The organism is Microlunatus phosphovorus NM-1, from assembly GCF_000270245.1.
GTDB lineage: Bacteria > Actinomycetota > Actinomycetes > Propionibacteriales > Propionibacteriaceae > Microlunatus > Microlunatus phosphovorus.
This window is the reverse complement of sequence record NC_015635.1, coordinates 1977691-2002433: the sequence shown is the minus strand read 5'-3', so window position 1 is coordinate 2002433 and position 24743 is coordinate 1977691. Positions and strand designations below refer to the sequence as shown.

At 67.1% G+C, this 24743-nt stretch carries 23 protein-coding genes and 2 tRNA genes; 15 read left to right on the top strand and 10 right to left on the bottom strand.

All coding sequences use genetic code 11. The features are described 5' to 3' along the window. Positions 1 to 115: 115 nt before the first annotated feature. Positions 116 to 895, bottom strand: a complete 780-nt coding sequence (locus MLP_RS09080) for a class I SAM-dependent methyltransferase (RefSeq protein WP_013862758.1) — start codon at positions 893 to 895, stop codon at positions 116 to 118. Positions 896 to 1106: 211 nt separating this feature from the next. Here MLP_RS09080 and MLP_RS09075 point away from each other — a divergent pair, with 211 nt between their 5' ends. The 4 genes from MLP_RS09075 to MLP_RS09060 are packed head-to-tail and all read left to right on the top strand — an operon-like array spanning position 1107 to position 4149. Then, positions 1107 to 2309, top strand: a complete 1203-nt coding sequence (locus MLP_RS09075) for a phosphotransferase (protein ID WP_041789897.1) — start codon at positions 1107 to 1109, stop codon at positions 2307 to 2309. Next, positions 2310 to 2747: an HIT family protein gene (locus MLP_RS26235; RefSeq protein ID WP_049804503.1), complete on the top strand. Its 438-nt coding sequence runs from the start codon at positions 2310 to 2312 to the stop codon at positions 2745 to 2747. After that, positions 2744 to 3337 (top strand): class I SAM-dependent methyltransferase, encoded by a 594-nt coding sequence (locus tag MLP_RS26230; protein WP_013862755.1) that lies wholly within the window; start codon positions 2744 to 2746, stop codon positions 3335 to 3337. Before MLP_RS26235 ends, MLP_RS26230 begins: the two co-directional genes overlap by 4 nt. Beyond that, a complete protein-coding gene (locus MLP_RS09060; RefSeq protein WP_013862754.1) occupies positions 3334 to 4149 on the top strand; it encodes a nucleotidyltransferase domain-containing protein in 816 nt (271 codons plus the stop codon). Before MLP_RS26230 ends, MLP_RS09060 begins: the two co-directional genes overlap by 4 nt. On the opposite strand, the gene MLP_RS29450 is transcribed toward MLP_RS09060, so the two are convergent. Together MLP_RS29450 and MLP_RS09050 are read right to left on the bottom strand one after the other, a co-directional pair. After that, positions 4146 to 4577 carry a histidine phosphatase family protein gene (locus MLP_RS29450; RefSeq protein ID WP_013862753.1) on the bottom strand — a complete coding sequence of 144 codons (432 nt, stop codon included), beginning with the start codon at positions 4575 to 4577 and terminating at the stop codon, positions 4146 to 4148. The genes MLP_RS09060 and MLP_RS29450 overlap by 4 nt on opposite strands. Positions 4578 to 4650: 73 nt before the next feature. Further along, positions 4651 to 5921 (bottom strand): IS3 family transposase gene (locus MLP_RS09050; RefSeq protein WP_156821080.1). Its coding sequence is split into 2 segments (ribosomal slippage): positions 4651 to 5573 and positions 5573 to 5921, totalling 1272 coding nucleotides; the frame shifts between segments, so codons are not numbered across the junction. Positions 5922 to 6118: 197 nt separating this feature from the next. On the opposite strand from MLP_RS09050, the gene MLP_RS09040 reads away from it, so the two are divergent. From MLP_RS09040 to MLP_RS09020, 5 genes are all read left to right on the top strand, one after another. Further along, positions 6119 to 6841, top strand: a complete 723-nt coding sequence (locus MLP_RS09040) for a hypothetical protein (RefSeq protein WP_013862752.1) — start codon at positions 6119 to 6121, stop codon at positions 6839 to 6841. A 5-nt stretch (positions 6842 to 6846) separates the two neighbouring features. Beyond that, entirely contained in the window at positions 6847 to 7047 is a 201-nt protein-coding gene (locus tag MLP_RS09035; protein WP_041791787.1) for a helix-turn-helix domain-containing protein, read from the top strand. A gap of 2 nt (positions 7048 to 7049) precedes the next feature. Further along, a complete protein-coding gene (locus MLP_RS09030) occupies positions 7050 to 8180 on the top strand; it encodes a tyrosine-type recombinase/integrase (RefSeq protein WP_013862750.1) in 1131 nt (376 codons plus the stop codon). Between the two features lie 139 nt (positions 8181 to 8319). After that, complete coding sequence (locus MLP_RS09025; RefSeq protein ID WP_013862749.1) at positions 8320 to 8778, top strand: hypothetical protein; 459 nt, start codon at positions 8320 to 8322, stop codon at positions 8776 to 8778. 113 nt (positions 8779 to 8891) lie between these two features. Continuing rightward, positions 8892 to 11789, top strand: coding sequence for a hypothetical protein (locus MLP_RS09020; RefSeq protein ID WP_156821097.1), 2898 nt, complete (start codon positions 8892 to 8894; stop codon positions 11787 to 11789). Between the two features lie 430 nt (positions 11790 to 12219). On the opposite strand, the gene MLP_RS09015 is transcribed toward MLP_RS09020, so the two are convergent. Then, positions 12220 to 12292: transfer RNA gene (locus MLP_RS09015), tRNA-Glu, on the bottom strand. Between the two features lie 102 nt (positions 12293 to 12394). Next, positions 12395 to 12466, bottom strand: a tRNA-Gln gene (locus tag MLP_RS09010). 171 nt (positions 12467 to 12637) lie between these two features. On the opposite strand from MLP_RS09010, the gene MLP_RS09005 reads away from it, so the two are divergent. Then, positions 12638 to 13435 (top strand): GntR family transcriptional regulator, encoded by a 798-nt coding sequence (locus MLP_RS09005; RefSeq protein ID WP_013862747.1) that lies wholly within the window; start codon positions 12638 to 12640, stop codon positions 13433 to 13435. 94 nt (positions 13436 to 13529) lie between these two features. Here MLP_RS09005 and MLP_RS26225 read toward each other — a convergent pair whose 3' ends face one another. Next, entirely contained in the window at positions 13530 to 14213 is a 684-nt protein-coding gene (locus MLP_RS26225) for an HAD family hydrolase (RefSeq protein WP_013862746.1), read from the bottom strand. A 155-nt stretch (positions 14214 to 14368) separates the two neighbouring features. Here MLP_RS26225 and MLP_RS08995 point away from each other — a divergent pair, with 155 nt between their 5' ends. The 5 genes from MLP_RS08995 to MLP_RS27030 are packed head-to-tail and all read left to right on the top strand — an operon-like array spanning position 14369 to position 19143. Then, positions 14369 to 15526: an ABC transporter substrate-binding protein gene (locus tag MLP_RS08995; RefSeq protein WP_013862745.1), complete on the top strand. Its 1158-nt coding sequence runs from the start codon at positions 14369 to 14371 to the stop codon at positions 15524 to 15526. Continuing rightward, positions 15523 to 16395, top strand: a complete 873-nt coding sequence (locus tag MLP_RS08990) for an ABC transporter permease (RefSeq protein ID WP_013862744.1) — start codon at positions 15523 to 15525, stop codon at positions 16393 to 16395. Before MLP_RS08995 ends, MLP_RS08990 begins: the two co-directional genes overlap by 4 nt. Further along, positions 16383 to 17174: an ABC transporter permease gene (locus tag MLP_RS08985; RefSeq protein WP_013862743.1), complete on the top strand. Its 792-nt coding sequence runs from the start codon at positions 16383 to 16385 to the stop codon at positions 17172 to 17174. Before MLP_RS08990 ends, MLP_RS08985 begins: the two co-directional genes overlap by 13 nt. Further along, a complete protein-coding gene (locus MLP_RS08980) occupies positions 17174 to 18322 on the top strand; it encodes an ABC transporter ATP-binding protein (protein WP_083843761.1) in 1149 nt (382 codons plus the stop codon). The genes MLP_RS08985 and MLP_RS08980 overlap by 1 nt, the downstream gene beginning before the upstream one ends. After that, positions 18319 to 19143 carry an alkaline phosphatase family protein gene (locus tag MLP_RS27030; protein WP_013862741.1) on the top strand — a complete coding sequence of 275 codons (825 nt, stop codon included), beginning with the start codon at positions 18319 to 18321 and terminating at the stop codon, positions 19141 to 19143. Before MLP_RS08980 ends, MLP_RS27030 begins: the two co-directional genes overlap by 4 nt. Positions 19144 to 19332: 189 nt before the next feature. On the opposite strand, the gene MLP_RS08970 is transcribed toward MLP_RS27030, so the two are convergent. The 4 genes from MLP_RS08970 to eat form a co-directional block, all read right to left on the bottom strand. Next, entirely contained in the window at positions 19333 to 20118 is a 786-nt protein-coding gene (locus tag MLP_RS08970) for a 3-oxoacyl-ACP reductase (protein ID WP_013862740.1), read from the bottom strand. Positions 20119 to 20250: 132 nt separating this feature from the next. Beyond that, a complete protein-coding gene (locus tag MLP_RS08965; protein WP_013862739.1) occupies positions 20251 to 21615 on the bottom strand; it encodes an aldehyde dehydrogenase family protein in 1365 nt (454 codons plus the stop codon). Between the two features lie 61 nt (positions 21616 to 21676). Then, the gene (locus MLP_RS08960) at positions 21677 to 23056 is read right to left on the bottom strand and encodes a glutamine synthetase family protein (protein ID WP_013862738.1); all 1380 of its coding nucleotides are present in this window, start codon (positions 23054 to 23056) and stop codon (positions 21677 to 21679) included. 136 nt (positions 23057 to 23192) lie between these two features. After that, complete coding sequence (gene eat, locus MLP_RS08955) at positions 23193 to 24644, bottom strand: ethanolamine permease (protein WP_013862737.1); 1452 nt, start codon at positions 24642 to 24644, stop codon at positions 23193 to 23195. Positions 24645 to 24743: the final 99 nt, after the last annotated feature.

The window sequence follows — 24743 nt, the reverse complement described above, 5'->3', positions numbered from 1 at the left end:
CGGACCGATCGGGAGGGCTTCTGCCTGATGCCCGGTGGCGGACGTGAAAGGTGACAGACACTTCCTCCGGAACGAGGTGGGGCCGCTCTGGGCCGGCTGCGACAGCCGACGCCGCTCAGGCGCGGTCCCAGTCTGGGCCAGGCGCCGGGCGCGGTATCAGGCGCGGTATCTCGACCCCGTGAATCCAGTGCCGGTCAACCCGCCAGCCCTCCTGGACACACACCTCCGCGGCGAGCGCCTCCCGCAGGCTCTCCGCCCGCCCAGAGCGGAAGGCGAGATAAATCTTGTCGTCGGTGAGCCCGATAATCTCCAACTCGGGGGTCCCGGCAAGCAGTTCCCAGGTCGCCGCGCCCACCCCGGGGAGGTGCGGCTTGAGGTAGTCGTCCACAACGAGGACCCCACCCGCGACAAGAAGCCTGATGCACAGCCGCAGGTCCTCGGCGACGGTCGGGTAGTCGTGGGCGCCGTCGAGGTGCAAGAGCCGAACCGAGCCCGCGGGGACGAGCGCGCCCAGGTCGGAGGACGGGACGACGTGGAGCAGTGGTTCACTGCCGTGGACGCGGCGGAACCGTTCTAGGAACTCCTGCGCCCGGGGCCGGTCGTACCAGCGGGCGTTGTCCGCGGCGTTGTACGGGCCCACCGGGCCGTCGCTGTCGAACACGTCACACAGCACAAGCCGCTCGCCACCGGCAGGCAGAAAGCCAAGGAGGAGCGCGGTTCGGCCTCGATATACGCCGATCTCCAGGACGTCGCCCCGGACGCCCGCGCGCTCGAGTTCGCTCGCGGCCCGGATCAGCAGATGGGCATCGAGCGCGTGCAGCCAGCCGGGGACTTCGTCGATGCGCGCGATGTAGGCGTACGCTGCCGCGGCCCGGTCCGACGCCGGCCCACTCATTGTTGTCCGGCTGTAAACGGCGGGACGGGGTGCGAAGGCTCACGCCGGCCCGCCGCTGGCCGGTGGACCTTGACCGCGCACATGGCATCACCTTCGAGGTCGTCGTCTCCCGTCGACCGGGCTCACACCAGGGTAATGCGTTGGTCCGGAGCTCGTGACGACTGGCGCTCGGAGGCGGGCATGGGGCGGGTCGTTGTGCCATCATGAGTTGATGGTGGACGGCGGTTCGGAGACTGAGATCTTGCAGCGTGCGCCGCACGCGTCGGCGGGGGTACGGCCAGCGCTCGCCGATCTTAGTACTGCGCTGGAGCGGCTCGGCATAGACATCGTCGGCCCCCTGCCGCCAGGGCTCAGCCGAACCTTGCTCTATGAGACCATGGGCCCGGATGGCCGCGGCGTGGTCAAGGTTCTCGGCGCCGATCCGGCCGCCGTGGACGGTCACGACCTGCATTCTTTCCGGCTCAAGCCTCGCCAAGTGGCGTTCCTTCGGCGCATGCTCCCCGCGGTCGCAGAGTTGCACGTACCCGTACTGCACGAGCTTGACGGCGACGGTTGGAGCGCGCACATCATGCCCTGGGCCGAGGGCGAGCACCTGCTGCAGAACCCGTCGCGAAGCCGGCAGCGGCTACTCGAGGTGGTCGAGACCCTCTGCGTGCGAGGCTGGCAGGAACGCCGCCCTTCGGAGCCGGGTAACTTGGCCCGCACCCTGGTCGGACGGATCTGGCGCCGATGGTCTTTCTTGGAGGGTGTCGTCCCCGCAGCGGCGCTCGCCGGTAGGGGCATGCGTGTCAACAGCGTGGCGTGTCGTCCGCTCCGGGAGGTCCTCGCCGAGGCCGCCGCGCTGCTACCGCCACTCGAGCCAGCCCACCTGGCACCGCCCGTGCACGGCGACCTCAACACTCGCAACGTCGTCATGGGGGCGGCGGGAGTGCGCCTCATTGACCCCCGGGGCTCGCTAGAAGACCTGGACCCGTGCTATGACGTCGGTAAACTCCTGCTGTCGGTGTCGATGTGGGACGCCTTCGCCGACGGCAGCGGCTCCGGCCGAGTCGTCGTCGACGGCGAGGCCGCTGACGTTCAGGTTCCCACGCTTCCCGGCCGTGCCCGGCTGTTAGCCGATCTCCCCAGCCTACTGGCGGACAGCCACGGCCTACCGGAAGCGCTCGGCCCGCGGTGGCCCGCCCGCCTGGCCCTCGTGCACGCCTGCCACACTGTGGCCGAGGCCGCGTGCCGGGTATCGGACGCCCGCGCCAAGTGTCTTCCGCCTGCGACCATCGCGCACCACGCCTGCGCATTCCTGCTCGTCGGCCTCGTCCTGCTAGAGGACGCGGTTGCGCGGGTCCGCGGGCAGAATGATGTGGACCTCGCGGACCACCTGCAGTTGATGAGTATCTTCTACGGATCGGAGGTATGAGTGCCCTACACCTTCCCTGTCGCCGAGCCATGCCCGGCGTGTGAATGGCAGGCCGGACGCGAGCCCTGGGTTCCTGTATTCTCCACCAAGCTCGCGACTTCGTACGTCGCAAGCCGTCAGCGCACCCACGGCACCGTGTGCGTTATCCCAAAGCGGCACGTCCTGCGGCTGGCCGAGATCCGAACAGACGAACTCGCGGAAATGAGCAGCATTCTCCACCGGATACTCACCTGCATCGAGCGCGCGTATTCCCCCGACGGACTGCACACGTGGATCAGCACTGGCGACCTGGGCTCGCAACACCGACCCCACGCGCACATCAACGTCGTCCCGCGGCGGGTCGGCGAGGACTACACCTTCGAGGCCAGCTTCGGGCTTGCCTTCGTCCCAATCGACGACCGGCAGCGGATCGCCGATGAGATACGAGGCGCGGAGTGACCGCGACCGCTATGTACTCGCGGCTCATCCACCGGCACCTAGCTGCAAACCCCGTCCCGGTCAGCGCGGCCTTGGCCGAGGTCGAACGCAAGGTGCCCCATCGAGCGTGGGTTGTCGAGCTTGGCTGCGGTGCCGAGTCCGTGGTCGCGCGGGCGTTCGCGGGCCGGGCCGATGTGCTCGGCGTCGACCGCTCGGCAGACCGGGTCGCCCGGGCCCGCGCGGCTGCGCCGGCCGCATGGTTCACGGTCGCGGACCTGCGTCGCTTGCCGCTCGCCCCGGCGTCGGTCGACGCCGTCGTCTCCTTCTTCGCGATGATCCACGTCCCCCTCGCCGAGCTTCCGGCCACCCTCGTCGGCATCGTCAATCGGCTGCGGCCCGGCGGGTTTCTCTCCTTGGCGCTGGGGACCGCCTGCAGCGCTTTTGGCGCCGACCCGCCGCCCTCCGGCGTCACTTGTGCCCCGGCTGCCCAGGTAGTAGCCCTACTGGAGACGACCGGCCTTGGCGATGTCCGCGGCGCTACCGCATCCTGGTCCGACGCCGACGGCTGGCTCGAGGTGGTCTATGTCGACGCCATGCGGGTCCGCGAATGAAGGCGATCCCACTGGACCGACTCCGGGAGTGCCTGACCCGAGCGCCGCGGCTCGGGGTGCTGCTCGAGGACCTGCTGACGGTTCTCGCAACTCCCTCAACCACCATCGCGGTCAGCGGCAGCCTGGCGCGGGGAGAGCTAGACCGCTGGTCCGACCTGGACGTCGTCGTCCTCGCCGCAGACCCCGGCGTGCTCACCCTGCTGCGCACCGCCGTGCAGCGACGACTAGTGGAAGCCTACGACCTTCTGGCCCTTTTTGACGCAGCGCACCTCAGCCTGGACTGTCTCGACAGCGCATTCGTCGTGCTCGAGGGTGTCGTGGTCAAGGTCGACATAACTTACTGGGCCACCTCCGACGGTCCTGCGCCGGGTGATGGCGTGGTCGTCCACCGCGGGGCAGCCGGGGATCCGGTATGGGCCATTGGGCCAGACGAAGTGGCCCAGGCGCCGCACGAGATCACCGGCTGGACATGCCACACCCGCAAACTCCTCGCGCGCGGCGAGTTGCTTGAGGTCGGCCACTGCCTGGACGAGATGAGGCGACGCTTCCTCACCCCGGTTCTCCTGGAACTCGCTGGCGCACCCCAGGTGAACTACCGCCGGGTGGAGCAGCGGCTGCCGGTACCAGCACTGTGGGCCCTCACTGCGAGTGTCCCCGCCGGACCGACCGCCGCGGATCTTCAGACCGCTCTCGTCGCGCTCCTCGACGCATTCGCCGAGGCCTACAGCCGTCTGCCCGTAGACCGTCGCAGCGTTCCGGTGGAGGACGTTCTAGATCGACTCGCCCGCGCGCGCACCCTGTCGGTCGGCTAGGGCCCGCGCACCGTTCCGTCCGGCCGGAGCAATACGACCCCACAATTCGGGACCCTAGTCCGAAACCACTCCGCGGCGTCGAGCCCTGACGCCACCCGAGGCAGGGCAAGCCGCAGCAGCCCGCCGTGGCATACCGCGACCACCGGCTCCTCCAGCGGGTCGGCGGCGGCCGCCGGGTGCGACCCGCGCGGGGTCCGCGCGCACCGCGCCAGAAAATCTCGCACCCGCGCGACGACCTCGTCCGCAGACTCCCCGCCGAGATGGCGGACGGAGCCCTCGCCCGACAGGAGCCAACGCCGCTCCAAGTCGGCGTAGGCGGCCCAAGCATCAGGGTCCGCCCGACCCTCGAGCTCACCAACGTCGTACTCCGAATGCCTGGCCGCCGCGGTGGCCAGCGATGATCGAGCTGAGTGGCGCGGCGGGCTCAACCGTTCCGACCGGGAGCACTTGTGGGTCGGGCTGGAACGGGGCCTACCCCCGGTTCTTGGACACGGGGGTTGATTACGCAGCGGTTGGGAGCGTAGCGGCCCAGCGGGCCTCGTAGGTGGACGGGGACTGGTATCGGCACCAGGAGTGGCGCCGCTTGGTGTTGTAGCGGGTCAGCCACCTGAAGAGCTGCCGGCGGCAGATGAGCTCGTCGGGCCAGCAGGCGGCGTCTTGGAGGACCTCTCGTTTGAGGGTGGCGTTGAACGACTCCGCGAGCGCGTTGTCGGCCGACGTGCCCACGGCACCCATCGACTGGGTCACGCCGAGGCGCGCGCAGAGCTTGGCGTAGTCCTTCGAGGTGTAGACCGACCCGTGGTCGCTGTGGAAGATGGCCCCTGCCAGCCCACCTGAGCCGCCGCGGGTCGCAGCTGCTGCGGTGAGGGCGTCCTCGACGAGGCTGGTGCGCATGTGGTCCGCGACCGCCCAGCCGGCGAGCCGTCTGCTGTAGCAGTCGATGACGGTGGCCAGGTACAGGTTCGTCCCGTCGGCCAGCGGCAGGTAGGTGATGTCGCCGACATAGCGTCGCCCCGGCGCATCCGCGGTGAAGTCCCGCTTCAGCAGGTCGGGGATCAACTGATCCGACGGTTCGGGAATCGTGGTCCGCACACGGCGCTTCTTGACGTAGCCGGCTATCCCAGCCGCACGCATGACCCGCGCGACGCGTTTGTGGTTGACCCGCTCCCCGGCAGGGACACCGTCGTTGAGCTCCGCGGTCACCCGTGGCGCGCCGACGGTGTTGTCGGCCTCGTGGATCACCCGGATCCGTTCGGCCAACTCCGCATCCGCGGCAGCACGGTCGGTACGGGCTGGCGCTCCAGCCTTCCAGGCGTAGTAGGAGGAGCGCTCGATCTCGACGAGTGCACACAGTCGCTTCACCTCGAAGGTGGCGGAGTTGTCGGCGACGAACTGGAAGCGACTCACCAGCGCGTCTCCCCGGCGAAATACTTGGCCGCCCGCTGGAGGATCTCCCGCTCGGTGGTCAACTTCGTCGTCTCTGCCCGCAGGGCCGCGTTCTCTGTTTCGAGCCGCGCGATCCGCTGTTCCTGTGTCTCATCGACAGGCCCTGACGGAGGCGTCATCGGCGGCTTGGCGTGCAGTGGGCTGGAGGTCAGCGTCCCGTCGGCGGCGGTCTTCTTGCCGGTCCCGTACGCCTCGAGCCAGTGCCGCAGCGTGCCACGCACGATGCCCAGGTCCTCAGCAATGCCGCGGACCGTGGCCCCCGGTGTGGACTCATACAAGTCGACGGCCTGACGACGGAACTCCTCGGAGTAGTTCTTCCTGGCCATGATTCTCGGATCATCTCGCTCACTCCCTGCCCATCACGGGTGCGGGATTCGGCGTGTCCAAGAACTGGGGTCAGGCCCCAACGCACCTATCGCGAGGTCCGTGACCTCGAACTCATGCGACTCGACGTCAACCGGCTCGCCAACCGCACCGCCCAACCGCAGCTGCTCGACACGGCCCACGCGAACGGAGCACGAGCATGACCGCCCTCGACCAGGACCGCGATGGGCTCCAGCAGGAGGCGATCCGCGTCCTGACCCGAGCCGCGCACGAATCAACCAGTTCCGTCGACGGACTCGACTTCGCCGACTTCCTCGCCCACGCGCTCGCCTCAGCCGCTGCCAACGTCGGCGGAGCCGACCGTCTCCTAGCCCGCCGACCCGGGTCTTGGGAAGCTAGCCACCTCGACGCACTGCTGCGAGGAACCGTCGGCGACGAACCAGACAGCTGGTGGACCTATCGCACCGAACCGCTGATCGTTCCCCTCAATGTCGCCGAACTCATCGAGATCAGCGACCTCCACCCCGGACTACTTGGTCTCGACGATGCCATCGACGCAATCGGTCAGCACTACGAGTCAGCGACCTGCGACGACGCAGCCCTTGATGCCTGGGATGCCGAGATCGACACCCTGATCACCCGCTACAAGGCCGAGTACCAGGCCTACGCCGAACGCTTCACGCGTGTCGCCGCCGCGTCCGGGCAGGCAATGTGCCCGCCGATCGACGTCCGCGTGACCGCCGACGCGAGCCCGACCAGCCGGTGGTGGGATCCGACAACCATCACCAACCCCAACGAGTACGAGTCCGACGACCTCGCCGTCGCGATCTGGGACGAGGCCCATGACGCCATCGCGCTACCCAACGTCGAGATCGTACGGGCGCGAGTCGTCGATCGTCTGCCAGCACCGGAGACGAGGTGATCGCCATGGAAACCTCCGATCGCCTGATGACACTGGCCGAGTTGGCCGAGATGCTGGGCATTCCGGTCAACACGCTGTATGGGTGGCGCTGCCGCGGAGAAGGCCCACCCGGCTATCGCATCGGCCGGCACATCCGCTACCGCCGCGCCGCTGTCGAAACCTGGCTCGAAACCCAAACCGACCACCAGCACACCGTGAGGCGCTGATCATGGCAAACATCCAGCGCAGGAAAGTACAGGTAAAAGACTCGTCCGGCCGGATCCGGACCGTCACGCGGTATCGCGTCCGCTACCGCGACTGGGCCGGCGTAGAACACGGCGAGACCTTCAAGCGATCTGGGGAGGCAGAGCGTCGCAAGGCTCAGGTCGAGACCGAACTGGACGGCGGCACCTGGCGGGATCCAAAGCGGGGCGAGATCCGGCTCGATCAATGGGCGAAGGACTGGATCGAGACCCGCCACGACCTTCGCGCGACCACCCGAGCACGGCTCGACACCACGATGCGCATGCAGGTCCTGCCCAAGTTCGGCAAGCTCCCGCTCATCAAGATCAGCAATGCCGCGGTACGCGCCTGGGTTGCTGAGATGCTGGCTTCGGGCCTGTCGGCGGCCAGTGCCCGGAAGGCTGTCTTCGCCCTCCGGCACTGCCTCGAAGCGGCAGTGGCCGACGGGCGCCTCATGACCAACCCTGCAGCCAAGGTGCCGCTGCCATCCGAACGAGCCAAGGCACCCAGATACCTCTCGCAGACCGAGGTCGAGACGCTCGTCGATGCCATGCAAGCGCGATACCGCGCCCTCGTCCTCGTAGGGGCCTTTGGGGGCCTGCGCTGGGGTGAGGCCGCCGGCCTAACCAGAGCCGGCGTCGATGTGCGTCGCTCGCGCATCATCGTCACGAGCACTGCCGTCGAGATCGGCGGCAAGATCACGCTCGGCAACGAGCCCAAGACCCGACGGTCGAAGCGAAGTGTTCCTGTGGCCAGAGCTGTCATGGGAGAGATTGAGGAGCACTTGCGTCGGCACGTCGGGCCGGAAAGCGATGCCTTGGTCTTCACCGGTCCGAGGGGTGGGCCCATGTTCCGCGCCACGTTCTCTCAACAGGCCTGGAGGCCAGCAGCGAAGAAGGCTGGCCTGTCAGGCGTGACTTTCCACTCCCTGCGTCACAGCTTCGTCGCCATCCTGGTCGCCGCGGGCTGCAACGTGCGGGAAGTGTCGGAATGGGCCGGCCACAGCAGTGTGGCGTTCACCCTGACCCGCTACGGGGGACTGTTCGAAGACGGCAGCGACGCTGCGGTTGATCGTCTCGACAACCTACTTGGCGGCGGCGACGACATGGGACCCTGACGGAGTCCCTCGGAGAGTTGACCAAGGAAACCGAAAGCATTCAGCCACCGACTCGCCTCATCAGGCATTTCGAGGAGTGACACTCCACCAGAATTGGGCGTTTCAGCTGTCGAGTTGTGGCACCTACTAGGTTTCTGGTGTGTTTGAGGCTCTGATCGCGGTGATTGGTTCATTGCTGGGTGTCGTCTTGGGCGGGGTGCTGGCCCACCGCTCCGTCAGCCGGGCGCAGGTGTCGAAGGCCCTTCACGAGTCCCGGATCTCGGCGTTCGCGCAGTTCGCCGCAGCGGTGATGGAGTATCGACGCTCGTTGATGGAGCGGTGGTACGTCGAGAACGGTATTCAGGCCACGCCGACCGCCGCCGACGACGTATTCAAGACGCGGTCAGCCGCATGGGCAGCCCTGTTCAGAGTCCAACTGCTTTGCGGCAAGGCCGCGATCGGTCAGCAGGCCCGTACGGCCATCGACGCCACCTCAAAGATCAAGGATGCCGTTGACCGCTCCGAGGTCGGCGCACGGGCCAATGAATCCCGGAGGCTGGTCGAGGCATTCGTCGGGGCCGCTCGGGATGACATCGCTGCTGGCTCCGACGTGAAATGACCAACAGTTTCGCCGCGGCCGTCGAGCGCGTCGCAAGTGAGCTATCCGCCAACGACGTCCAGCTGCCAAGCCAGTGGCTGAACCAGATCCGGAGCGCCCTGAGACCCCATGATATGGATGGTCTCTCCACTGACGACCCCGACGAGCTGATCGCCGCACACTTCACGCTCATGAGCGCCCGCTTCGATGATGTGACCACCATCGTGTTCTCCCAGGCCATGGCCGACCTGTTCGCGGCCGACGCTCGCAGGATGAAACCGGCGTTCTTGCGAGCCCGGAAGAACCAGTTCATGACCCGGATCGTCCTCGGCCGCCGATTGGCCTCGCGGTACTTCCACGAGGGCCGCCGCCGCCTCGGTCAGGCAGCGACGGCCACCAGCGGGGCGTGGCTTCTTGATCGCAGCCTTCGGCTGAACGTTAGCCTTCTCGAACTCGACGACAGGGCAACTCCCAACGTCAAATCGATGACACAGTCCCAGATTGCCACCTCGTCGGCGCATATCTCGCGGGCAATGGCCCGAGACGACCCACGCCGTGTCCCCTTGCTCCGCAGCGGGCTGGTCCACTCCTCGGCCGCGGAACGGAACGGCGACCTTTCACCCGACCACGACGGCTACGCCATTGAGCTCGCCCTCCGGCTGCATGAGGTGACCGGTGAAGACACCTTCGCCCGGGTGGCCGGGCCGCTAACCAGAGCACGTGACGTCGATTCAGCGACACTGCAAGGACTGATTGGAGACGTCGAATTCGCGAAGGCGGCGGCAGTGCCCTCGCACGAGGCCGACCGAGCAATGTCACATCTGATTGAAGCGCTTGACCGCTACAACCGAGCGGTTGCATTGCCAAGGGATGACAAGGGCGCCGACATCGGCTATCTCCTGGCCAAGCGCGGACGGTGTTACGCCTTCCTATATGAGCGCGGCGGTGACGCGGTCGGTCGTCGGGACACGACACAACTCAACCGGGCCCTCGCAGACTGGCTCGATCCTCGAACGGCTCCACACCGGCACGACCACGAGGTCGCCAGGCTGCTCCTCGCCCGAGCGCGTCTGGCTACAGCACGCTCCGACACTGCTGCGGCTATCGCCGACGTGTCCGCCGCTGCTGAACTGATGAGCAGCCAGGACCGGCCCCTGGTGGCGTCGCAACTCGAGGGACAAACGCTCGGTACGGCTATCGAAGATGCACTTGACCACAACGACCTAGACGCAGTGATCAAAGCCGCAGCGTCCGCTGCATCATTGCCACCCAGCACGCCTGTCCCGGCCGGTTCGATGACCAAATCGGCCCTCTGGCTGCAAGGCCGTCTCACCCGGTCAGATTGGGAGCAGTTGGCCGAGCCAATGCTCGACCGCATCGAGATCGACGGCGCTCACCCCGCACTCCTGGCATCCGGCCGAGGCCATGTCGCTGGCCACGCCGCCCGTCTGGCCCGGGCTCTGTACCTCACCGACCCCCCGGAGCCGGCAGGAGTACTACGCGCAGTGGAGCTTTCCAGAGCCCACGTCAGTTCTGCACAGACTGTGTCGGCTGCCGCACTGGACGGCGCGTCCCGCGCCGCGTACGCGTACGCCCGACTTAGTCCCAGCGCCGACGATGTTGCGTCCGAAGACGACCTCGGTATCTGGATCGACGCACTGCTTTGGGGCCTGTCAGCGTTGCAGGCCGAGCAGACCATCCAGACAAGGGTTGAACCGGCCTTTGACACCACAGCCTGCGCCCTGCGCTTGGTTGATTGCGCCCTCCAGTTGTCCGCATTGACCGGTGAGCGCTCGTACCTCACGACCGCCGCGGACGGTTTGATGATCGCCGGTGCACTCACACCGGACGTCCGCCTAGCCGCAGGCAACGCCAAACTAGCCGCAGCACAGCAGCCGCAGGCACCGGCACGGGCCTCGAAGGCGCCAATAGCCGGCAACCTTCCAACGATCGCCCCAGATCAGCCGCAACCTGTCCTTACGGCTTGGCGTTCCCTCTCTGATGCCGACCGACTAACCGGCGAGGCGGCCCGGATACGCCGACAGGAGGCCGCCTGCCAGTTCTGCGAACTCACCGTCGCCGGCGACGCCAGTCTCGGCGGCAAGCAGCGTCCGGGCCGACGCGGGGTCACGACCATCCAAGATCCCCACCGGATCGCGCAACAGCTTGTCGTCCTGAAACGCGTGGACCGAGCCGCTGCACAGCGCGAGTTCGCGGCAATCACTCAGCTGAATGGTTGGCTCGCCAACTCCGCAACGCCACGCGGATGGAGTGTTCCCGAGCCGCTCGGAGTGGTCGACGTCGAGGATCCCGAGGACTCTGTATTTGTGATGCGCCGGCAGCCCGGCCACACCCTCAGCCATCATGCAATGGAGTATCTCGACGGACGAGCCCCGAACCCTCAACGCATGTTCGAAGCAGCCGCCCAGGCACTAGGGGACTTCCACACTGCAATGAGGCAAGAGTCAGCAACAGCGGCGGAAGATGTCACCCAGTCGTTCCGTCGTGCCGCCCGGCAGCTAGCCAGCGTCGATGCCGCCGACGCCGCAGCCGCCGAGCTGGCGCCGGTATTGGCATCCCCGATACAGCTTGCAAAGAAGGACGCGCACAGCGGGAACTGGTTGTGGTCCACCGTCACCGGTGGTCTGATCATGATCGACGTCGAAGGCTCAACCACACGACCGGTCGTCCTCGAACTCGCAACCTTGATCGACGACCTGCCCCTGTTCAGCCTTGACCCGGACGGCTGGAACCAGCGAGTTCGGATCGGCGAGCACTACCTAGCCGCACTCCCACCGCAGCTGAGTATCGGACAACGCGAGTTGCGGCACCGCCTCGAAGCCGGCGCACTCAATGTTGCCGTGGTCGGAATGGCGCGTCTCCTCCGACGCACTTGGGGCACATCGTCACGTGGTATCCGGTTCGCCCAGCTCCAGCACGGGCACTACCGACAACTCAGCACCCACTTGGCCACCGCGGCGACCAATGACAGCGTCCGCCGAGCCGCCGCAGCATTGTCCGAGCAAGTCTGATCACCCAGAACCCACATCGCCAACACAGAACATCACCGTGGCTAGGTAAGGCACCGGGTGATCGGCGGGATTCCCGGGGTCGCTTCAGCCCGATGCTCTGTGCAGTGTCCTTGTACCAGATCCGTGGTCCGCCGCGAACAAGCGAGATTGAGGGGCATCCATACCCTGCGTCACGGCTTCATCGCGATCTTGGTTGGCCTCGGGCCGCACCTCCGCGACATCTCGGAATGGGAACGAGTACGAGAGCCTCGCGCTTACTAAGACCCGCCACGGCGGACTTCGGAGACGGCAGCGGCGCTGAGGTCGGTAGTCTCGACCACCTACGTGCCGGCGAGGACGTGAGGCCCTGATGAGGCCTTGGGAGAGTTGATCAAGGAACCTGGCAAGGTGCCGACCAGCGTGTCACCTAGTCAGAAGGTGTTTTGAGAAGTAGCCCCGACGGGATTCGAACCCGCGCTACCGCCTTGAGAGGGCGGCGTGCTAGGCCGCTACACAACGGGGCCCTAGCTGTCCCAGCCACTCAAACCGAGCAACCGGACCGCGGAAGCGTACCAACTCGATGATCATCTCGCGAATCGAGGATCATCAGCGAATCGTGCGCTTCGCTGGGGTACTAGGACTCGAACCTAGACTAACTGAACCAGAATCAGTCGGGCTGCCAATTACCCTATACCCCACTGTCGGACTGCTCCGACGAGTCGCGCCCGTTGCCGGACACGAGGATCTATCTTAGTCGATCCGCCACCGGGACGCGAATCGGCGATCGGCACGCGCTGCTCTCTGGCACCGCGTCTCGACCCCCAGATCCACGATGAGATCGCGCTGTCGACCTATGCAACCATCATGGGATGAGCCGTCCCGAGGCCGTCGGGTCGAGGGGTGACACCTCGGCCTGGATCCTGGCGTCTGCGGCCGAGTTCGTGGCCCCTCCGGGTACGCCGGCGCATGCCGCCATCGCAGATTGGCTGCTCAGAATCGCTCGTCACGAACAGGTGTCCCCCGGCGACCGGCTGCCCGCCGAGCGTGCACTGGCCGCCGCGCTCGGCGTCAGTCGGATGACGCTGCGGCAGGCGCTCGGCCAGCTGCAGGCGACCGGCCACCTGGTGCGTACCGTCGGCGCCAACGGCGGCAACTTCATCGCCGTCCCCCGGCCGTTGGTCGACATCACCAACATGATCGGGCTCAGCCCACAGCTATTGCGCAGCGTGCCGATGGTCACCTCGCGACTGCTGGAGGCGGTGACGGTCTCCGCGCGCCACGACGTGGCGTCGGCGCTCGACCTGCCCAACGGGGCCCCCGTGCATCGGGTCGTACGCGTCCGCGAGGCCGAAGGTCGACCGGTGGTGCTGGAGCGATCACACTTCCCCGCAGTGCTGCTGCCGAACCTGGTCCGGCTCGACCTCAGCGGGTCGATCTACGAAGTGCTGCGGGACCACTACGACGCCGCTCCGGCGACCGCCGACGAGGAACTCCTGCCCATCCTGCCCGCACGAGACGAAGCCGAGCTGCTGCAGACCAGCCCATCGGTCCCGGCGCTACGCATCCTGCGGACCGCACGGACCAGGAACGGCGTCGCGATCGAATACTCCGACGACATCTTCCGGACCGACCTGCTACGGGTCGTGGTGTCCGGCCGTCTGAGCTGACGACCACCCCGAGCTAACGCCGAGCTAACGCAGCCCACCTGGCTGCGCGGGTGACTCACGACCGGCCCAACCCGACTAACCGCCACAGCAAAGATCAGCCCAGAAGAAGATCCAGCAGTCTGGGATCCAGAGCATCGACCAATCTGATGCCACGCTTCGCCGCGACGGCTTCGCTCAGCGACCCACGGACCCCGACCGGAGTCATGCCGGCCGCCTGGGCGGCATCCAGACCCGGCACCGAGTCTTCGAAGACCACCACCCGCGCGCCCTCCGGCAGCCCCAGCATGCGTACGGCGAGCAACAGCCCCTCCGGATCGGGCTTCCCCACCGTCACGTCCTCCTCGGTGACGACCGCGCCGAACAGCTCGAGCAGCCCCACCGAGGTGAGGGCCGGCAGCACGGTCGTACGGCTCGCACCGGTGACCACCGCCAGTGGCCTACCCCGTCGATGGAGCTCACGAACCAGAGCGCAGGCGGCCGGCCCGATGGTGGGTTCGACCGCGACCGCGGCGTTGTAGCTGTCCGCCAGCCGCGCCAGCAGCTGTGACACCCGCGACGGCAGCTGATCCGAAACGACACCGGCACGGCGCAACAGCTCGGCGCAGATCTCCTTGTCGCTGCGCCCCAGGAAGCTGGCGGCATACTCCGCACCGGTCAGCGGCACGCCCAGCTCGGCGGCCATCGCAGTGAACACCGTCGTCAGCACACCCTCGTCGTCCGACAGCGTTCCGTTGAAGTCGAAGATCGCCGCATCCATGTCGGCCAGCCGGATAGTCACAAGTCAATGGTCTAGGCCAGCAGGTCCACTCTGCGCAAGTAGCCGAGATGTATCCGACATTTCCACAAACCGTAACGTCGAATGGTCTATACCGATGGCTCGGTTTCTCCTACGCTGTGGTCGCAGGTACCTCACCCATCGGAAGGGTTTGTCAGATGACGAGCTGGACTACTGCAAGCACCTCGCGTCGTTCGTTCCTGAAGATCTCGGTCACCGCAGGGGGCGCCCTGCTGCTCGGCGGCGGGCTGTCTGCCTGCGGCGGTGGCGGCGGCGAGACCGAGTCCGGCTCGGATGTGAAGATCGGCGCCTCGCTGGACGAGATCGCCTCGCTCGCCAAGCAGGAGGGCCACGTCCAGCTGATCGCGTACCCGGAGACCTGGGCGAACTACAAGGGCCACTTCAAGGAGTTCACCGCCAAGTACGGGGTCAAGATCGAGGTCGCCAACCCGGACGGCTCGAGCGCCCAGGAACTGCAGGCGGTCAAGACACTGAAAGGTCAAAAGACCCAGCCGGACGTGCTCGACATCGGCTACTCCTTCACCAAGCCGGCCATCCAGGGAGGCCTGCTGGAGAAGTACAAACCGAGCAACTTCGACACCGTCCCCGACGCCTTGAAAGACCCGGAGGGCTGGTGGGTCGGCGCCTACTACGGCGTGCTCACCATCGGGGTGAACCCGAAAGCGGTCGACAACATCCCGCAGACCTTCGCCGATCTGCTCAAGCCCGAATACAAGGGCAAGGTCATGATGCCGGGCGATCCGCGACAGGGCGCCTCGTCCAATGCCACCGTGGTGGCGGCCGCCTTGTCCCGTGGCGGCGGACCCGGCAACATCGGCGCCGGCATCGACTACTTCGCCGAGCTGAAGAAGTCCGGCAACCTGGTCACCGCCACGTCGGTCGCCTCGGCGCTGACGACCGGGGAAGCAGCCATCGCGTTCGACTGGAACTACAACTTCGTCGGCATCGCCGGTGAACTGGCCAAGTCCAAGGTCAAGCTCGAGCAGGTGGTGCCCAGTGACGGCGTCTTCGGGGTCTACTACGCCCAGCCGCTGACGGTGGCATCGCCGCAGCCCAACGCCGGTCGGCTCTGGATCGACTGGCTGACCAGCGACGAGGGCTCCGAGCAGTACGCACTCGGCGGCGCCGTGCCGGCCCGGATCGCGGAGGTCAAGGACAAGCTCTCCAAGGAGGCGCTGGACACTCTCCCCGACCCGGCGGTGCTGGAGAAGGTCGTCTTCCCCACCATCGAGCAGGGCGAGGCCGACGCCAAGCTGCTGGTCGAGCAGTGGGGTCCGAAAGTCCTGAACCAGTGAGCGGAGCCGGCGTAGCCCAACGGCTGCGACGGCTGCCGTTGTCGTGGGTGGGCGCTGTTCCGTACCTCGCTGTCGTGGGACTGTTCCTGGTGCTCCCGGTCGCGGTCAACATCTGGAGCAGCTTCCACGCCAACGGCGAGTTGTCCGTACAGAACCTGATCGATGCGACCAAGGGTCAGTATCGCAACGCATTCCTGGAGACCATCTATCTCTCCGCCATCACCGCCGTGCTCGGCGGGATCCTCGGGATGGTGGTCGCCTGGGCGCTGGCCGGTCGGGTGGCGGGCCCGCGGATGTTCAAGACTCTCGCCAACGCATTCACCACGGTCAGCTCCCAGGCCGGCGGCGTCCCGCTCGCCTTCGCCTTCGTGGCCACGCTGGGCGCCGAGGGCCTGATCACCAAACTGATCTTCGATGTGACCGGCTTCCAGCTCACCGATCACTTCCGGCTCGCCACGTTCTGGGGCCTGGTGCTGGTCTACCTCTACTTCCAGGTGCCGCTGATGGCCATCTTGATGGTGCCGGCCTTCCAGGGTCTGCGGGTCGAATGGCAGGAGGCCGCGCTCGCGCTCGGCGCCACCAGGTGGCACTTCCTCCGCCAGATCGCCATCCCGATCATGTCTCCGGCGGTGGTCGGCTCGCTCCTGCTGCTGTTCGCCAACTCCTTCGCCGCGTACGCCACCGCCTACGCCCTGGCCGGCAGCAGCGTCAACCTGGTCGCGATCCAGATCGGCTTCTTCCTGTCCGGGAACGTCTTGTTCGACGAGTCGTTCGCGGCGGCTCTGGTCACCTGGATGATGGTCGTCATCTGCGTCTGCCTCGGCCTCCGCGCTCTGCTGCTGAGGAGGGCCACCCGATGGCTACGCTGAGCGAGCGCCGGGAGCGGGCGCCCCGGCTGAGATTCGGGATCCTGCTGTTCTCCGTCGTCTATCTGATGGTGCCGCTGATCGCTGCAGCCGTGTACGGGTTCAGCCTGCCGGACGTCGGCTTCACCCTCGAGCCTGTCCGGACGGCCACTCAGGACGCCACGTTCCTGCCCCAGCTGGCCCTGTCGGCTCAGCTGGCCGTGCTGACCACGGTGGGCTCGCTGGCTCTACTGCTGCCGACTCTGCTCTGGCTGCACCTGAAATGCCCCTGGATGCTGCCGGTCACCGAACTGCTGTCGGTGATCCCGATGGTGGTCCCGGCGGTGGCCCTGGTCAGCGGCGCGAACCTGTTCTTCCGGGCCACCTTCCCGACCTTCCTGGTCAGCCCGTACTCGCTGGTCCCCTTCTATGTGATCTTGACCCTGCCCCTGGTCTATCGGGCACTGGACGCCGGCATCCGAGCGCTCGACCTGCGCACCATGATGGACGCCGGCGCCAGTCTCGGCGCCGGCTGGTGGTATCGGCTGTTCACCCTGGTGCTGCCCAACATGGGCAGCGCCGTGCTGACCGCCTCGCTGCTGTGCGTCACCTTGGGCATCGGCGAGTTCGTGCTGGCGAGCCTGCTGCTGCAGAACACCTTCCCGGTGTGGCTGGTCAGCATCGGCACCTCGCAGGCCCGGGCCGCCGCAGCGCTCTCCTTCCTGATGAGCATCGGCACCTTCCTGCTGCTCTACCTCATCACCGCCGTCAGTTCCCGCTCGCCCCGATCTGGAGATAGATGATGACCACCGTGGACGGCGCCGCCCGGGGCGCGACAGTCGAGCTCCGTGAGGTGACCAAGCGGTACGGCGACAAGACCGTGCTCGACGCGCTCGACCTGGACATCGTCGGCGGCGAGCTGTTGGCCCTGCTCGGTCCGTCCGGCTGCGGCAAGACCACCACCCTGCGGATCCTGGCCGGACTGGAGACGGCGACCTCCGGTGCCGTACGGATCGACGGCCGGGACGTCACCGGGGAGTCCGTCACGCAACGCGGCATCGGCATCGTGTTCCAGGCCTACAGCCTCTTCCCGCACATGACCGCGGCAGAGAACGTCGCGTACGGGCTGCGGATCCGGAAGCTGTCCAAGGCCAAGCGGACGGCGCGGGCGATGGAGCTGCTGGACAGCGTCGGCCTGACAGAGCACGCCGAGAAGTTTCCTCGGCAGCTGTCGGGCGGCCAGCAGCAGCGCGTCGCGCTGGTCCGTGCGCTGGCGATCGCACCGCAGGTGCTGCTGCTCGACGAGCCGCTCAGCGCCTTGGACGCGAAGGTGCGGGTGCAGCTGCGCGAGCAGATCCGCTACATCCAGCAGACCGAGGGAACCACTACCCTGCTGGTGACCCATGATCAGGAGGAGGCACTCACCATGGCCGATCGGGTCGGGGTGATGAACCTCGGCAAGATGGAGCAGCTCGGCACGCCGGACGACGTCTACCTCAACCCGGCGACCGCCTTCGTCTCGGCGTTCGTCGGGGTGGTCAACCGGATCCCCGCTCAGGTGCAGGGCGATGAGGCTTCAGTACTCGGGCGGGGGCTGCGGTTGAGCCCCGGCAGCGTCGTACGCTCCGGTGCCGGCCATGCTCTGGTACGCCCGGAGGACCTGGTGGTCGAAGCGGCAGCTGGTGCCGACAGCGGGATCTCTGGACCGGGATCGGGTCCGGGGTCGGGCACCGTCACCGAGGCCATTCTGCGCGGACCCGTCACCAGTCTGGTAGTCGAGCTCGGCGGCGTCGGGCCGGTTCGGATCGACCTGCCGACTCATGAGGCCGAGGCCATCGGCGTCGGCGGACGCGTCCGGGTCTCCCCGCGATCGACCAGCGTGCTGGTCGACGTGGCTGCCGCAGTGCCCGGCACCCATGCGCCAGGTGACGAGGCGGTCGCGGTCGGATGACCAAGATCTGCCTGGTGGGGATCGACGGTCTCCGCCTCGACCAGGCGATCGATCGACCGGATCCGATCGCTCCCACCCTGGCTCGGCTCGCGGCCGAGGGCATCCGTACCGACCTGGAGATGGAGGTGCCCACCATCTCGGGACCGGGGTGGGCATCGCTGCTGACCGGGACGACCCACGCGCAGCACGGGATCCGGGACAACAGCTTCATCGGCAGCCGGCTCTGGGAGTATCCCGACCTGCTCAGTCGCGCCTACTACCGCAATCAGTCGGTACGCACCTTTGCCGCCGCGGCCTGGCGACCGTTGGTCGATCCGGTCGGACCAGCGGGGCCGGTGATCCATCCCCGACTCGAACAGCAGTGGGCCGGCAAGCACCAGGTGGTGGTACGCGACGGCGAGGTCTACGGCTACGAGACCCAGGACGCCGTCATCACAGCCGGTGCGGTCGCCGATCTTGGTGCCATGGGTCGCGAGGTCTATTTCGTCTATCTCGGCGAGACCGACATCGCTGCTCACGTCTTCGGTTCGGTCGGACCGGAGTACGCCGCCGCGATCCGGCGCTGCGATGAGCATCTGGCTCGCCTCGTGGCTGCCGTGTCCGCGCGCGCTGACCAGGGTGAGGACTGGCTCGTGGTCGTCGTCACCGATCACGGGCACCTGGACGAAGGCGGACACGGTGGAGACAGTGCGATCGAGCGCAGCTCCTTCACCATCGCCCGGCGTTTCGGTCCTGATCAGACCCTCGACTGGCCCGAGCAGCTGGCACCCCATCAGCTCGTCGACGCACTGCTGACCTTCATCCCCGCCGGGTCTCCCTGACCCAGCGCCCGGCCGCCGGGCCCCTATCCCGTCCGCGATCCGGGCCCATCCCGTCCGCAAATCCCCTGCCCCGATCCCCCTCCGCAATCCCCACTTCGCACCAACTCCTGTCACCGCGCACCACGTGTGCGTGGTGCGCGGATGACACAGTTGGTGCGAAGTCGGACCAGGACTCACCGGGAACAGCGGTCAGAGCGGGGTCACATAGGCCGCGGAGATGCCGCCGTCCACCAGGAAGGTGCTCGCGGTGATGAAGGAGGCGTCGTCGCTGGCCAGGAACGCCACAGCGGCGGCCAGTTCCTCGGGCTCCGCGAACCGACCCATCGGGACATGGACGAGCCGGCGCTGCGCCGCCACCGGATCCTTGGCGAAGAGTTCTTGGAGCAATGGCGTGTTCACCGGACCGGGGCACAAGGCGTTGACCCGGATCCCGTCTCGAGCGAATTGCACGCCGAGCTCGCGTGACATGGACAACACGCCGCCCTTGGACGCGGAGTAGGAGATCTGCGAGGTCGCCGCACCCATCAGCGCCACGAAGGAGGCGGTGTTGATGATGGAGCCCGACTTCCGGGGCAGCATGTGCTCGATCGCATACTTGCAGCACAGATAGACCGACGTCAGGTTGACATCCTGCACGCGTTTCCAGGCATCCAGCCCCGTCTCGGTGATGGAGGCGTCGTCGGGTGGGGAGATGCCGGCGTTGTTGAAGGCGATGTCCACCTGCCCATAGGTACGCCCGGCGGTGTCGAACAGGTTCTTCACCTGCCCCTCGTCAGCGACGTTGACGCCGACGAACAGTCCGCCGACCTCTTCGGCCGCCGTCTCCCCCGCCGTCGGGTCGAGGTCGCCGATCACCACCGTGGCCCCCTCGGCGGCGAACCGGCGGGCGGTCGCTCGACCAATCCCGGAGCCTCCCCCGGTCACCACTGCGACCCGCCCCGCCAAGCGCTGGGAGACGACCTGCTGCGTTGTCATCGCTGTCCTTCCTGATTCTTCCTGTGTCGGTGAGGTGAGTACTGCCTCAGCGGCTGTCGAAGTCGTGCGACCGCCGCTGCCGTGCGTTCAGAGTGCTGGGCTCTGAGTCCTGGGTTCTGAGCGCCTGGCCGCTTAGAGTCTGCTGGCGTAGAACACGCTCTTGGTCTCGGTGAAAGCCTCAACCGCATCAGGCCCCAACTCGCGGCCGAGCCCGGACTGCTTGAAGCCGCCGAACGGTGCGGCATAGCGGACCGAGGAGTGCGAGTTGACCGAGAGGTTCCCGGCCTGCACTCGGCGAGACACCCGCAGCGCGCGGTCGAGATTCTCGGTCCAGATCGACCCCGAGAGCCCGTACTCGGTGTCGTTGGCGATCGCCAGCGCTTCCTCTTCATCGGCGAACGGCACGACGGAGACCACCGGTCCGAAGATCTCCTCCCGGAAGTCCCGGGCGGCGGGAGTGGCCGGAGTCAGCACCGTCGGCGGGTACCAGAAACCGGGCCCGGTCGGAGCGCTGCCGGTGAAGGCGACATCGGCACTGTCGACGTACGCGGCCACACCGGCGCGATGGGCGGCGGTGATCAGCGGACCCATCTCGGTGTCGTCGTTCCCGGGGTCGCCGACCCGGAACGCCTCGACCGCCTGCCGCAACTCCACCAAGAAGTCGTCGTACACGCTGGCTTCGACGAGCAGCCGGGACCGAGAACAGCAGTCCTGACCGGAGTTGTCGAACACGCCGCCCGGAGCGGCTGCGGCGGCCTTCGCCAGGTCGGCGTCGGCGAACACGATGTTGGCGTTCTTGCCGCCGAGTTCCAGCGTCACTCGCTTCACCTGGTCGGCGCAGCCGGCCATGATCCGTTTGCCCACCTCGGTGGAGCCGGTGAAGACCACCTTGCGTACGGCCGGGTGCGTCACGAACCGGTCACCCACCACCGATCCCTTGCCAGGCAGCACGGTGAACACATCCGGAGGCAGCCCGGCCTCCAGAGCGAGCTCGCCCAGCCGGATCGCGGTCAGCGGCGTGACCTCCGCCGGCTTGAGCACCACCGTGTTCCCGGCGGCCAGCGCCGGCGCGAAACCCCAGCCGGCGATCGGCATCGGGAAGTTCCAGGGCACGATCACCCCGACGACACCCAGTGGCTGCAGATAGGTGACATTGACCCCACCGGCGACCGGGATCTGGCGGCCACTTAGTCGTTCCGGAGCCGCGGCGTAGTAGTCCAGGACATCGCGGACGTTGCCCGCCTCCCACCGCGCATTGCCGATTGGGTGCCCGGCGTTGGCGACCTCGAGCCGGGCCAGGTTCTCCAGGTCGGCATCGACCGCGCCGGCGAAGCGTCGCAGCAGCCGGGCGCGGTCGGCCGGAGCCACGTCCTGCCAGGTCTCGAACGCCCGCTGCGCCCGCTCGATGGCGGCATCGGTGGCCGCCCGATCAGCCAACTCGACCGTCCGTACGACCTCCTCGGTCGACGGGTTGATCACCTGGAAAGCCACGCTCACCGCGCCATCCTCTCGTACGCATCGCTGGGCAGCTGCCGGTTTGAGATGCAGCTCGGACTCGTCACAGCCGCTCGAACCCGCGGACGCGCTCCCAGTCGGTGATGGCCCGCTCGAAGGCGTCGATCTCGACCCGGGCGGCGTTGACGTAGTGGTCCACCACGTCATCCCCGAACGCCTTCCTGGCCAACTCAGACGAACCGAGCCGCGCCGCGGCGTCCACCAGTGTGGTGGGCAACTGATCGACCGCGGCCTCGTACGCGTTGCCGGTGACCAGCGGCGGCAGCGGCAACGCGTTGTCCATGCCGTGCAGGCCGGCAGCGATGAACGCTGCGGTGGCCAGGTACGGGTTGAGGTCCGCCCCGCCGACCCGCAGCTCGGCCCGCAGGCCCGGTCCCTTGCCGACCACTCGGACCGCACAGGTCCGGTTGTCGAACCCCCACGCGACCGCGGTCGGGGCGAAGCTGCCCTTGACGAAGCGCTTGTAGGAGTTGATGTTCGGCGCCAGGAAGTAGGTGAAGTCCGGCAGCGCGTCCAGCACCCCGGCGATGAAGTGCTCCATCAGCTCGGAGAAGCCGTGCTCGCGGTCGCCGGCCATCACGATGGAGCCGTCGGTGCCGCGGAAGCTGAGGTGGATATGGCAGGAGTTGCCCTCCCGCTCGTTGTACTTGGCCATGAAGGTGATCGACTTGCCGGCATTGGACGCCAGCACCTTCGCCCCGAACTTGTAGATCGAGTGGTTGTCGCAGGTGCCGACCGCGTCACGGAACTTGAAGGTGATCTCGTGCTGGCCGAAGTTGCACTCGCCCTTGGTGCCCTCGACGTAGAACCCGGCACCGGACATGGCGTTGCGGATCTCCCGCAGCAGCGGCTCGACCCGCACCGAGCCGAGCAGTGAGTAGTCGACGTTGTAGAGATTGGCCGGCACGACCTCCCGGTAGCCGCCGCGCTGCGCGTCCTCGTAGCTGGTGTCGAAGGCGATGAACTCCAGCTCGGTGCCGGCGAACGCCTGCAGGCCACGCTCGGTGAGCCGGTCGACCTGGGCCTGCAGGATCTGCCGTGGGGACTGGACCACCGGGGCGCCGGACGGCCACAGCACATCGCAGATGACCAGCGCCGCGCCGGGCTGCCAGGGGGTGAGCCGCAGCGTTGACAGGTCCGGCCGCATCACCAGGTCGCCGTAACCGCTCGCCCAGGAGGAGATCGCGTACCCCTCCACGGTGTTCATCTCGACATCCACCGCGAGCAGGTAGTTGCAGCCCTCGGAGCTGTGGTGGGCGACCTCGTTGATGAAGTACTCGGCGCCGAGCAGCTTGCCCTGCAGCCGGCCCTGGACGTCGGTGATCGCGACGGTGACGGTGTCGATCTCGCCGGCGTCGACCAGCGTACGCAACTCGTCGAGGGTCAGCATGCCCCGGGTGCCGGGGTCAGAGGTGGTGGTCATCTGGGGTCGCTTTCTGCTGGGGATCTGGGTCGGGTGGGGGTCGGAGGGGTGCTAGTTCCGATCTGCTCGGGTTTGTCGGATCTGCTCGGGCTATAGATGGTGCAGATCCGACAAGATCGAGCAGATCCCTCAGGGGTCAGTTGAGCTCGGCCTCGGCCTTGGCGAGCGCGGCGAACTCCTCCTCGGGCGCGCTGGCGACCAGATGGTGCCGGGAATAGAACCAGAAGTACGCGATCGCCAGCAGGAAGATCCCGGCGGTGATGCCCGCCGCGAGGATGTCGACGAAGAAGGTCGCCACCACCGCGACGATGGCCAGCACCAGGGCGATCGAGGTGGTCACGACGCCGCCCGGCGTCCGATAACCGCGTTTGAGGTCCGGCTCCCGGAAGCGCAGCACGATGTGGCTGAGGTTCAACAGCACGTACGACACGGTGGCGCCGAAGACGGCGATGTTGATCAGCAGACCGCCGTTCTGCAGGATGGCAGCGAGCGCGAAGCCGATGGTGCCGGGCACGATCAGGGCCAGGTACGGGGTCTTCCGTTTGGTGGTGAGCGACAGCGCCTTCGGCAGGTAGCCCGCCCTGGACAGCGCGAACAACTGCCGGGAGTAGGCGAACACGATCGAGAAGAAGCTCGCCACCAGGCCGAACAGCCCGGCCCAGTTGACGAAGGCGGCGACGGCCGAGTTCTGTCCATAGACGTGCCGCAGTGCCTCGGGCAGCGGGTTGTCCGACACGCTCATCGCGTCGGCCCCGGCCGTGCCCGGCACCAGGATGAGCATCGCCGCTCCGGAACACACCAGGATGAGCACCGCGGTGATGATGCCCCGGGGCATGTCCCGCTTGGGATCGGCGGACTCCTCGGCGGCCAGCGGTACGCCCTCGACCGCCAGGAAGAACCAGATCCCGAAGACCAGCGCGGCCAGGATGCCGGCATTGCCGAAGGGCAGGAACTCACTGGCGCCGGCGGCATCGGTCGGCGCGATGTCGAACAGGTTGGCCGACTGGAAATGCGGGACCATCGCCACCACGAAGGTGATCAGCGCGATGAGCGCCACCGCCGTGATCACGAACATCAGCTTCAGCGCCTCGCCCACACCGAAGATGTGGATGCCGATGAACAGCGCATAGCAGACCAGATAGACCAGCCAGATCGGGATCGACTCCGGAAGCCCGAGGGCGCGGACATAGCCGCCGATGAAGGTGGCGATGGCGGCCGGAGCGACGGCGTACTCGATCAGGATTGCCATGCCGGTGGCGAAGCCGCCAAGCGGGCCGAGGGCGCGCCGGGCGAAGCCGTAGCCGGCTCCTGCCGTCGGCAGCGTGGAGGACAGCTCGGCCAGGCCGAACACCATGCAGGTGTACATGATGCCCATCAGCACGAAGGCGATGAGCAGACCGCCCCAGCCACCTTCGGCGAGACCGAGGTTCCAGCCGGAGAAGTCGCCGGAGATGACGTAGGCAACACCCAGCCCGGCGAGCAGGATCCAGCCTGCGGCGCCCTTCTTCAGCTGACGGTGCTCGAGGTAGGAGGTGTCGACCTTGGTGTAGTCGACGTGCTTGCTCGACGGATTGTGCTTCAGTGCCATGCGGAGTGCCACCCTGGATAGGTCCGCTGAATCCAGCGGGAACGGACGGGCTGGCGTCAATGGTTTGATTTCAATCCAATGACGTGGAGAAGGTATTTC